Source organism: Shigella sp. FC1567 (assembly GCF_001743015.1).
In the GTDB taxonomy this organism is placed as follows: Bacteria; Pseudomonadota; Gammaproteobacteria; order Enterobacterales; family Enterobacteriaceae; genus Escherichia; species Escherichia coli.
On sequence record NZ_MIIV01000048.1, the window covers coordinates 1 to 11265 of the forward strand.

At 48.7% G+C, this 11265-nt stretch carries 9 protein-coding genes and 5 pseudogenes; 3 read left to right on the top strand and 11 right to left on the bottom strand.

Annotated elements, in window-relative coordinates; genetic code table 11:
• From BHE85_RS04080 to tehA, 4 genes and pseudogenes are all read right to left on the bottom strand, one after another.
• Positions 1-257, bottom strand: a 257-nt coding sequence (locus BHE85_RS04080; protein WP_024259250.1) for an IS1-like element transposase, incomplete at its 3' end; no start/stop codon positions are given.
• A gap of 37 nt (positions 258-294) precedes the next feature.
• A pseudogene (locus tag BHE85_RS04085) lies at positions 295-417 on the bottom strand (DUF3313 domain-containing protein); the annotation flags it as partial.
• A 302-nt stretch (positions 418-719) separates the two neighbouring features.
• Positions 720-1313 carry a tellurite resistance methyltransferase TehB gene (gene tehB / locus BHE85_RS04090; RefSeq protein ID WP_000586728.1) on the bottom strand — a complete coding sequence of 198 codons (594 nt, stop codon included), beginning with the start codon at positions 1311-1313 and terminating at the stop codon, positions 720-722.
• Positions 1310-2302, bottom strand: a complete 993-nt coding sequence (gene tehA, locus BHE85_RS04095) for a dicarboxylate transporter/tellurite-resistance protein TehA (protein WP_004983796.1) — start codon at positions 2300-2302, stop codon at positions 1310-1312. The genes tehB and tehA overlap by 4 nt, the downstream gene beginning before the upstream one ends.
• 123 nt (positions 2303-2425) lie before the next feature.
• Here tehA and ydcK point away from each other — a divergent pair.
• Positions 2426-3406 (top strand): annotated as a pseudogene (ydcK, locus tag BHE85_RS04100) (YdcK family protein).
• On the opposite strand, the gene rimL reads toward ydcK, so the two are convergent.
• From rimL to hglS, 4 genes and pseudogenes are all read right to left on the bottom strand, one after another.
• Entirely contained in the window at positions 3401-3937 is a 537-nt protein-coding gene (rimL, locus tag BHE85_RS04105) for a 50S ribosomal protein L7/L12-serine acetyltransferase (RefSeq protein WP_000140884.1), read from the bottom strand. The pseudogene ydcK and the gene rimL sit on opposite strands and share 6 nt — an antisense overlap.
• A 62-nt stretch (positions 3938-3999) precedes the next feature.
• The gene (locus BHE85_RS04110; RefSeq protein WP_004983724.1) at positions 4000-4224 is read right to left on the bottom strand and encodes a YdcH family protein; all 225 of its coding nucleotides are present in this window, start codon (positions 4222-4224) and stop codon (positions 4000-4002) included.
• A gap of 139 nt (positions 4225-4363) precedes the next feature.
• Positions 4364-6018 (bottom strand): annotated as a pseudogene (gene opgD, locus BHE85_RS04115) (glucan biosynthesis protein OpgD).
• Positions 6019-6242: 224 nt separating this feature from the next.
• The gene (hglS, locus tag BHE85_RS04120) at positions 6243-7586 is read right to left on the bottom strand and encodes a 2-oxoadipate dioxygenase/decarboxylase HglS (protein ID WP_000013745.1); all 1344 of its coding nucleotides are present in this window, start codon (positions 7584-7586) and stop codon (positions 6243-6245) included.
• Between the two features lie 216 nt (positions 7587-7802).
• Here hglS and BHE85_RS04130 point away from each other — a divergent pair.
• Positions 7803-8725, top strand: a pseudogene (locus BHE85_RS04130) (LysR substrate-binding domain-containing protein).
• 37 nt (positions 8726-8762) lie between these two features.
• Here BHE85_RS04130 and trg read toward each other — a convergent pair.
• A pseudogene (gene trg / locus BHE85_RS04135) lies at positions 8763-10376 on the bottom strand (methyl-accepting chemotaxis protein Trg).
• A 397-nt stretch (positions 10377-10773) separates the two neighbouring features.
• Between trg and hokB the strand changes: the two are divergent.
• Complete coding sequence (gene hokB / locus BHE85_RS04145; RefSeq protein ID WP_001320773.1) at positions 10774-10923, top strand: type I toxin-antitoxin system toxin HokB; 150 nt, start codon at positions 10774-10776, stop codon at positions 10921-10923.
• Here the strand turns inward: hokB and yncP are convergent.
• A complete protein-coding gene (yncP, locus tag BHE85_RS27185; protein ID WP_212591405.1) occupies positions 10901-10969 on the bottom strand; it encodes a hypothetical protein in 69 nt (22 codons plus the stop codon). The genes hokB and yncP overlap by 23 nt on opposite strands.
• 62 nt (positions 10970-11031) lie before the next feature.
• The coding region (locus tag BHE85_RS04150; RefSeq protein ID WP_001393844.1) for an IS1 family transposase at positions 11032-11265 on the bottom strand (234 nt) is incomplete at its 5' end.

The following is an 11265-nucleotide window of genomic DNA, read 5'->3' on the forward strand; positions in this document are numbered from 1 at the left end:
TTTTTTAAGTGACGTAAAACCGTGTTGAGGCCAACGCCCATAATGCGTGCACTGGCGCGACATCCGACGCCATTCATGGCCATATCAATGATTTTCTGGTGCGTACCGGGCTGAGAGGCGGTGTAAGTGAACTGTAGTTGCCATGTTTTACGGCAATGAGAGCAGAGATAGCGCTGATGTCCGGCAGTGCTTTTGCCGTTACGCACCACGCCTTCAGTAGCGGAGCAGGAAGGACATCTGATGGAAATGGAAGCCACGCAAGCACCTTAAAATCACCATCATACACTAAATCAGTAAGTTGGCAGCATTACCTAAAAAACCAGAATATTTATCTGGCTGGGTGATTTTAGAGGCACAACCAGACAGAGCCAACAAGCCGCATAAAGCTGCAACTTTCGCAAATGATGTGGTACGCATGAATAGTTTCCTGAGATGATTATATTACTTTTTAAGTTATAGCAAAAAGCGCCGCTTCGTGTTGTGGCAAAAAAAGTGTTGGTGAAAATAAATTTTTCAGCCCCTTTTCAGACGACATAGTCAATGCCGAAAAAGGGGCTAAGTCAATCATCAGTAGTTAAATTTCAGTAAGTTAAGCTGCTAAAAAACTTCGACTACTGTGATTAATTTCACATCCCTTCGATAAAAAATATGCTTACCGAAAAGAAGAACAGTAAATCATCTCAGCGTGGGGAATTTTCACGCGCCTTATTCTTAGCGGGTCATTTTTTACGTGCCAGCATCGTGGCGAAACGCAGTTTAATACGATTACCGTTGGCGTCGGTGCGGTGCAGCTCGCCGACGTCTTCATTGTATTTCACCCTCTCCCAGCCTTCGTAATATCGACGTAATTCTCCCTCTTTGAAGGCAAACGGGAAGCCGACGGTACATGGATAATCAGCGGTATCCATCGCCGCCACAATCAGGTTGTAACCACCAAGTTTAGTGCAACGTTGCATATTGGCAATCAGCCCTGGGATGGTTTTAGCCTCAAGGAACATCAGTACCACAGTCGAAAGAATAAAATCGTACTGTCTATCAAATGTGAGGTTATTCAGATCAACGACTCGGGTGTGTAAATTATCCAGATTTTCAATGGATTTAATGCGCTCTACATTGGCGATACTCATGGCATTTTTATCCCATGCGTCAACATCATAACCATTGGCTGCCAGGTAAAGACTGTTACGACCATTGCCACAGCCCAGATCCAGCGTTTTACCCGGTTTAACCACTTTCACCGCTTCCAGTACTTCAGAGTGTGTGCGGGTTAATTCATATTTATCAGTAAAATAGTTTTCGTCACGAATGATCATTCTTTGTCCTCTGCTTTCATTAAAACAGCGCGCTCGGTTCTGACTAACAATTTTCCCTGCATCAGAAGCGCAAAAGTACGGATGAGCAGTATTGCAATAATAAAATTGGTAAAGATAAACAGCGGTACCGCCAGCGTATGGAAAAATCCATTTTCGCTGCCACTCCCCAGATGCAAACCGGTGGTTGCCAGTGCAGATACGCCGAACGAGAAACTCCAGAATGAAGCATTAAATGGCTGGGAGAGATACCATGGCATCAGACGTAGCATAAACAGCAGTTGCAGCAGTCCATAACCAAAAAGCATTTTCGCCAGCGTATCACCCTCGCCGCCGTTGACGCTCAACCAGGCACTACAGGCCACCAGCGCAGGAGCGAGCTGAATGCCGAGTGATGTCCGCAGTGCCGTGGGTAATTCTCCCGAACTGCGCAGACGCTGCAATATCACCGGTTCAAGGCTTAGCCATGAGAAAACGCCTGCGCCTAAAAACACCAGACCGGCGTCGGTGTAGCCCAACGCACCACAGGCCATTGCGCTGATAAAGTTGTTGGCAACTGTCGGCAGATACAGTCCAGGCATGGTAGCTTCTTCAGGGTGAGATCCGCGCCATAATCCCGCAGTTTGCCAGGCGGCATAAGCCAACTGAACCACGACACCAAAACTGAACAGGCACACCGCCAGTGGGCGAAACCACGGAACAAAACCAATCGCCACCAGCATCGTCGTTGCCGGAAACAAACTCACAAAACTGCTCAGCACTGGATGGCGAACTTCCGCCAGCACGCTATGCGGAAAGCGTATGAGTCGGGTAATAAATGCGCTAGTTAATAATCCCCAGATGATCATCGCCAGAATCACCAGCCCATCCCCTAACCAGTGGCTGACCTGCCAAACCTGGCTGGCATAGCGCCAGGCAAATCCCATCCCTATCGTCCCCAACACAATACCAAAGTAGCCTGCCGGCAAATTGAGCACTTTATCGCTCTGCATCTTCTTACTCATTTTGTTTAATTTATAAAGTATATTTGAAATGCATTTTATGGAATTTTCTCGAGCATAGCCAGAGCCGCAGAATTTGCTACGGTCATAGTAAGTCACCTGTGAGAAAACGCTATGCGCAAATATCGTCTAAGTGAAGAACAGCGAGCCTTTAGTTATCAGGAAGATGGCACTAAAAAAAGTGTGTTATTACGGCAGATTATCGCCATTAGCGATTTTAACGATGTGATAGCAGGAACCGCTGGCGGCTGGATCGATCGCGAAACGGTGTTAGCATAGGAAGGAAATTGCTGGATTTACGACCAGAATGCTATTGCGTTCGGCGGAACGGTGATTTCTGGTAATACGCGTATCACCGGCACCAGCGTGCTGTGGGGAGAGGTTTACGCAACGGATAACGTCTGGATCGATAATAGTGAAATCAGTCAGGGTGCATATATAAGTGACAGTGTCACCATTCATGACTCATTAGTTTACGGGCAATGTAGAATATTTGGTCACGCCTTAATTGATCAACATTCTATGATCGTCGCCGCACAAGGCTTAACGCCCGACCATCAACTCCTGCTCCAAATTTATGATCGCGCAAGGGTTAGCGCCTCGCGTATTGTCCACCAGGCACAAATTTATGGCGATGCCGTCGTCCGGTATGCTTTTATTGAACATCGCGCCGAAGTTTTTGATTTTGCCAGTGTTGAAGGTAATGAAGAGAACAACGTCTGGCTATGCGATTGCGCTAAAGTCTACGGTCACGCGCAGGTGAAAGCTGGCATAGAAGAAGATGCCATTCCGACGATTCATTACAGTTCGCAGGTGGCGGAATATGCCATTGTGGAAGGTAATTGTGTGTTAAAACATCATGTCTTGATTGGCGGAAATGCCGTGGTACGTGGTGAACCGATTCTGCTCGACGAGCACGTTGTAATACAAGGTGAGAGCCGTATTTCAGGTGCGGTGATAATTGAAAACCATGTGGAGTTAACCGACCACGCCGTCGTTGAAGCCTTTGATGGCGACACGGTTCATGTCCGTGGTCCAAAAGTCATTAACGGCGAGGAGCGCATTACGCGAACGCCGCTGGCAGGGTTATTATGAATCGATAATACGCGCGTATAAGTTCACATCATCATAGGCATCATTCAGGAACTCAGCCTGTTTCAGGCAACCTTCAAGGATAAAACCATTGCGCAAAGCGACCTGGTTGCTTTGCGGATTGTCCACCCGACATTTGATCACGAAGCGTCTAAGTTCACCAGACTGAGCGTAATGATGAATCAATGCCTGCAGCGCCTGAGAAATGATCCCCTGCCCCTGATGAGATTCGTCCAGCCAGTAGCCGATTTCAGCAGTTTTATTCAGTGGTTCAATACGATTAAACGAGATAACGCCGATAAGTTCATCTTCTTTGAAAATCATGAACATTTTGGCATAGCCGCGTTGATGCAACATCACATTACCCTGCACCGTTTTTCGCGTGTCCTCTTCACTCTGAACGAACTGCGGCCAGTTTAGCGACTGCTGTAACCAGGTTTTATTTTTACAGATTAACTGATAAAGAGGTGTGACGTGACTTTCCGCAACAGCATGTAATTCAAGTGATTCGCTTACTTTTATCGTTTCAGTCATCTTATCTCCAGTCAATCCATGCTGTTGTTAAAAAAGCCGCCTGGCTGGCGGCTTAGGAAAGTTTACACCCCTTTGACGCTCTCCTGCTGCAGGATTTTGAGCATCTCATCTTTTAACTGTAGCTTTTGTTTTTTCATGCGGACCACTTCCGCATTGTACCCTCGACCGTCGAAACCTTCCTTTCTGGCAATTTCATGATCAAGTTTATTGTGTTTATCGAACAAGGACATAAAGCGAGGATTTTCGTTTTTCAGACGGGATATTAAATCTCGGTATTCTGGAAACATACGCACTCCCTGTTAGTGGCTGACAAGGTGTATCTGAAATACACACCATCAGATTACTCATTTAACTTAGGGAAAAATGCGAGCGGGATCGTGTTTAACCAGACGGCACCTCCCGAAGAAGGTGCCGAAGAAAAAACGATTAACTCATCACGCGGTCGTCAACATACTGACGTTTATCCGGCGCTGGCGGGAAATACTGATACAGCCATGTTTCACTGATAGCGTCCCCCTGACAACGTAGATACATCCGCATATCGACCGGATCAGTGGAGTCCGAAGTCGGATACCAGTCAAACTGAATACGATAACCATCGATGGGTTCAATATAGAGAATTTCGATTTGCTTCGCTTCCCCACTGGAAAGCGTAATCACCGGCTCAATGCCTTTTGGCGCGGCAGCTTTCAGATCACCACCAACGAAATCGACGGCAAAACGACGCGCCCATTTTTCGGGATAGTGTTCACCTGGCGCCCAACCTTCCGGGAAACCGCCCATGCCGGTACGCGTCGCCATAACGCGCGCTAATGGGCAATGAACAGGCGGTTGCGCACTCCAGTACAGACGATACTGGAATGCAAACTCATCACCTGCTTTTACAGCTTTTTCTGGCTGCCAGAAACAGACAATGTTATCCAGCGTTTCGCCCGTTGTTGGGATTTCCATCAGGCCGATGGTGCCCTTACCCCACTTGTTACGCGGTTCCACCCACAGACTTGGGCGTTTGTTATACCAGCCCATAATGTCCTGATAATGGGAGAAGTCACGATCCAGTTGCAATAAACCAAACCCTTTCGGGTTGTTGTCGGTGTAAGCATTGAACTGCAATTTTTGCGGATTATTCAGCGGACGGCAAATCCACTCGCCGTTGCCCCGCCACATGGACAGACGATCAGAGTCATGAATTTGCGGATGAATTGTATCGCACATCCGACGTTCATTAGTACCGCAGCTGAACATACTGGTCATCGGCGCAATGCCCAGCTGTTTAATGTCTTTGCGCGCATACAGGTGATTTTCCACATCCATAATCACCTGACTTTTCTCACAATGGATAGTGAACTTATAGGCACCAGTAATGCTGGCGCTATCGAGCAACGCATAAACGGTAAAGGTAGTTGCCCCCGGTTTTACCGTATCAAACCAGAAGGCGGTAAAGTCGGGGAACTCTTCTTTACTGTCGGTGTAAGTGTCGATCGCCAGGCCGCGGGCCGACAAACCGTATTGATATGTATCATCAACGGCGCGGAAATAACTCGCGCGAGAAATGATACTACATCACGGCGCGCCAGTTCGGGGGCTTTAAACACGCGAAAACCGGCAAAGCCGAGATCGCTTTGCCCTTCTAATTGTTTTGTATCAACACCCGCATCGTTGTATTTGAACAACTCCGGGCGAAAGTGAATTTCACGCGCCAGATGTGTTGCTGGATCTACAGAAAACATACGAACGCGGCGACGGAATCCCATTCCCATATGGAAGAACTGAGCGTCCAGTTGACGGTTCTCAACGTTATGCCAGAGCGATTTTTCGGCGTCGTATTGAATACTGTTATAAGCCTGCGGCGTCATTGTCGCCAGCGTGTCAGGTAACGGACGAGGCGCACCACGCCACGCTGTTTGCGCTAAGTCGTGCGCCATTGACTGTAGAATGGAGAAGTCAAAACGCTGGGTTTGCCCGTCGGCAATATCAGAATCTGCCGCGAATGCCGCCTGAGAAAAAAGAGAAGCAATGCCGCTGGTACCGCACACGGCGGCCATAGCCATTGAACCTTTAATAAATCGTCTACGATCCATACCTGAAAGTGAGTCCTTCTGGTGTTGTGAATGGTCCCGCGCTGGTCGTTTTCAGCGGCAAGAAAGTGCTTATTTATGACCGCTCACTCTAGACAATATTTATTAATAATCCAATTGTTGAACTGAGAGAATATGCATAAATCGGCATTTTTTTTATGTCGATGGGATGAGCCTGATTCGTTTGTAAAATCAGGCAAATTTTTGCAAAGGCGGATGGTCAGAATTTAAAGCAAACCACAGCGACGTTTACTGCGTTCTTCCGCTTCCTGGTAAAGCTGGAACTCATCCAAAACCGGACAACCCAACGCCTGCTCAAATGCTTCGCGACTGGCATTACCGTGACTGCGTGTCTGCGTTTCATTACCCAGATTTGACTGGAAGATCCCCGCCGCGCTAACGGGCAAGAAATCTTCATAGGTGATGGGTTGCGCCACTACCCAACCACGTTCAATTAAAGGCTGTGGATCGTCTCCAAGATGAATCGCCTGACGATGCGCCTCACCCGAAGGCGTCAGACGGTACCGGAACCATGCCAACCCTTGCTGACGCATTAAAAACTCACTGTCAGGAAAAGTGCGGAAGGTTTCCTGTAAATGCATTTGGTGAGTGAGATTATCCTGCCCGGTTCCAGCGTTACGCAGAAGATCATCATACAGTTGTCGCCCTTTCGGCGTTAATGCCACGCCACGCTGCTCAATTTCACCAAAGCGCGCGGTATGCGTGCCCTGTTTCTGCCCCGCAAACAACACCGTCTCTTCCAGTGCTTTAAAGCTGGTCTGGCGTAGTAAAATCGGTACCTCGCGGCGCGGCGGCCCCTCGATGAGAATTTTGGGTTCAATTCCGCATTCAGGCATCATCGACTGCACCCGGTCAATATCCAGCGTACGTGGCGTCAGGTGGTTGATATGGCATCCAGGAAAACAGACCACATCAGCAATCAACCGATATTCGTTGTGCAAGGCGCGATAGGTTTCTTCATCTACCGTTGCTGACTGGTGCCAGCGAAACGTTTCCAGGGCCTCTTGCACAAATTCCTGTGCCTGTGTTTCGTTAAAACCGCCCTGCTGCTCATATTCCTCTAACAGTTGTCGACAACGTGGGGTGAAGATATCGCGCTGACGCAGAATCTCCGCCGCTTTCTGGCGCAAAATTTCGTTCTCGATAAGCTCAAGGCGGAGTAAGGAGGTAAAAACGCGGAAGGGATTACGCGCCAGAGAAGCATCATCAATGGGCCGAAATGCTGTCGAATGTACCGGCCCCCCTGCCTGCGAGAGATCGTAATAGCTCACCGGGTACATCCCCATAATGGCAAACATCCGCCGAAGAGTAGCAAGCTCTTGTGCAGTCCCAACGCGAATCGCCCCATGACGTTCAACATTCAGTCGCGCCAGCTCATCTGCATTTACCATTTTTTCGTGCAGTTGAGGATTGTTTTCCAGCACAGCCAGATTCACATCAGCTACCAGTTCCAGCAGCGTGCCGTACTGCGGAACTTCTTGCTGGTACATGGCTGACATTGCCTGCGAAAACTGTTCCCGAATCTCATCCGCCGTGATGCTGTTCGCCATAGTGTCTGCCTCCAGTGGTCAGTAATCTGGAGTGTAGGTAACCGCATTCACTCTGGCGGGAAGAATTTACAAACTGTGATCTCGCCGCGAAAACATCAATATTATCCATTTTGCTGTAACACAATTGCTTTAATTGTTAATTATATTTTGCAATCAAGTTATCATAATCAAACAACTTCACTTGTCAGCGACACCGCTTCGTTTTTAACATCGCTTATGGAAAAAAATAGTCTGTTTAGTCAGCGCATCCGTTTGCGCCACCTTCATACATTCGTAGCTGTCGCACAACAAGGAACTTTGGGGGCGCGGCTGAAACCCTTAATTTGAGTCAACCTGCGCTCTCTAAGACATTGAATGAACTGTAGCAGCTGACGGGCGCTCGCTTGTTTGAGCGTGGTCGTCAGGGGGCGCAACTTACCTTACCCGGCGAACAATTTTTAACGCATGCAGTCAGAGTTCTTGACGCCATCAACACTGCCGGACAGTCGCTTCATCGTAAAGAAGGTCTTAATAATGATGTCGTCAGGATTGGTGCACTACCTACTGCGGCACTGGGGATATTACCTTCGGTTATAGGTCAGTTTCATCAGCAACAAAAAGAGACGACCTTGCAAGTTGCGACAATGAGTAACCCTATGATTCTGGCGGGTTTGAAAACCGGGGAAATCGATATCGGCATTGGTCGGATGTCAGATCCTGAACTGATGACCGGGCTTAATTACGAACTGCTGTTTCTTGAATCGCTGAAGCTGGTTGTCCGCCCTAATCACCCGCTACTTCAGGAGAACGTAACGCTAAGCCGAGTGCTGAAATGGCCGGTCGTTGTATCACCAGAAGGCACTGCGCCACGCCAGCATTCAGATGCATTAGTACAGAGCCAGGGATGTAAAATTCCTTCGGGTTGTATCGAAACGCTGTCTGCTTCGCTATCTCGTCAACTTACGGTTGAATACGACTACGTGTGGTTTGTCCCTTCTGGCGCGGTAAAAGACGACCTGCGTCATGCCACGCTGGTGGCCCAGCCTGTTCCGGGACATGGTGCAGGCGAACCGATTGGAATACTGACCCGCGTAGATGCGATGTTCTCTTCTGGTTGCCAGTTGATGATTAACGCTATTCGAAAATCAATGCCGTTCTGAAAGGTGAAGGGATCTGTCGATCCCTCCTTGAACATTTTCACACCGTAGCGAAACTAACTGGTTCACCCGCTCCGCGAGGTTCTGCCGACACAGAATGTTTGTTCAGACGGAATACATCCACCGCCTCAGTTAATCGTGCCGCCTGTTCTTCAAGGGACACCGCCGCCGCTGAGGCCTCTTCTACCAGAGAAGCATTCTGTTGCGTCACCTTATCCATTTCAGAAATCGCCTGGCTAACCTGCGTTATGCCTCTACTTTGTTCATCCGAGGCGGCGGCGATTTCCTGCATGATATGTGTGACACTCGCGACGGCATCAACAATAGTGCTCATGGTTTTCCCGGCCGTTGCCACCTCATCCGACCCCAGGTCAATTAACCTGACTGATTCACTGATCAAGCCTTCAATCTCTTTCGCCGCCTGAGCGCTGCGACTTGCGAGTGTCCGTACTTCGCTGGCGACAACGGCAAATCCACGCCCTTGCTCACCCGCTCGCGCGGCTTCAACGGCAGCATTCAGTGCCAGAATATTCGTCTGGAAAGCAATACTGTTGATGACGGCGGTGATCTCAGAAATTTTCTTCGAACTCGTGGAGATAGCGCCCATCGTTTTTACTCCGTCTGCCCGCCATCGCTGGCTTTAATAGAAGCCTCTTGCGCCAGTTTGCTGGCATGATGCGCGTTATCCGCATTCTGTTTCACCGTCGCAGTGAGTTGCTCCATGCTGGCGGCAGTTTGTTCGATAGCCGCCGCTTGTTCTTCGGTGCGAGATGACAGGTCCGCATTGCCAGCTGAAATTTCGCTGGTGCCACGATAAATCTCTTCCGCGCCCTGTCGAACAGTCCCTACTGTCATCCCCAGTGAATGCTGCATTTGCTGTAAATGACGACTTAAGCGACCGATTTCATTACGACCCGCCGATTCATCATTCATCGTCAGATCGCCACTGGCGATTTTTTCAATCCGTTGTGCGGCATGTTGCAGTGGACGAATGACGATCCGACGTAGCACCATAAATGTTATCAGCGTCATGACCAGGGCACGCACAAACGCGCCAATCATGAACATCCCACCCAGGCGGGTGCGCTGATGGGCCAGTTCCGCCAGTTGGTTGGCTCTGGTGCTACGTATCTTAACGGCTTTGTTCAAAATATCGGTATAAGCATTATCCAGCGGTCGGATCTGCTCACTTTCATGATTGATAATCGCTTCAAACATGCCATTTTTGGCATATTTCAACATAGGTTGCATACCCGTGATATAAGCCTGAAAGCGTTGATTTAATTCAGTGTCGAGGGCTTCATCAGCAGGTGTTTTCACCGGTCGATTCTGATAAGCACGATAACCTTGCTGCGACTGTTTAATCTCCGATTCGGCTTGCGCAATATTTCGCTTCATTGCTTCCATTTCCGCAATACGACTCGCAGCCCCGGCCTGAATCATATTGATCCGGGCTGAACGCAAAAAATCTGAACTGTTCGCTAACCCGGTCCGAATCTCAATCTCCGCAGTAACATCACGCTGATCGCGATCGGCCTGCCAGAGCAGAACTTAATGCGAATAGAACTAAGATACCGCCAAGAATGCAGGCAAATAACGGAACCAGCCTGATGTGATGCAAAAAACCTAATCGCTGTGAGGGAGTTGTATTCATTACCGTTGTCTCTCGTCCAGGTTTACTCCTGATAGAAAGTCATCGGCACTTGACGGTAATTACTTATGACCAAAAACCTCTTTGCGTCACATTTTTACAACAATTATTGCAGAGAAAATTAATGCTATTGGAATGAAGAGAGTAACGAATGGCTAAACTGGCTAATCCGAATGACGAAAAATTCTGGAAAACAGCACGCAATTTCGTGAAGTGATTATTTTCGTCCCTAAGGAAACCTCATAGGATGCCTGCGGGTGCCTGAGACTTTCTGTTTTCAGGCTAACCGGGAATCAGAAAGACGAAGCCCCGACCGATATTTCTATCAACCGAGGCCAACGAATGAACCTAGCAATTCAGATCTTAGCCTCTTACCCGCCATCCGGCAAGGAGAAAGGCTATGAAGCACAACCCTCTGGTGGTGTGTCTGCTCATTATCTGCATTACGATTCTGACATTCACACTCCTGACCCGACAAACGCTCTACGAACTGCGGTTCCGGGACGGTGATAAGGAGGTTGCTGCGCTCATGGCCTGCACGTCCAGGTAAGGGCAAGCGCGGGGATTTTCCCCGCGCATCTGACTAGCAGATTCATTTTCTCATGGCACCCCTTTTACACTTCAGTTAGTGCATGTTTTTTTCGGTAATGACTCCAACTTACTGATAGTGTTTTATGTTCAGATAATGCCCGATGACCTTGTCATGCAGCTCCACCGATTTTGAGAACGACAGTGACTTCCGTCCCAGCCTTGCCAGATGTTGTCTCAGATTCAGATTATGTCGCTCAATGCGCTGAGTGTAACGCTTGCTGATAACGTGCAGCTTTCCCTTCAGGCGTGATTCATACAGCGGCCAGCCATCCGTCATCCATACCACGACCTCAAAGGCCGA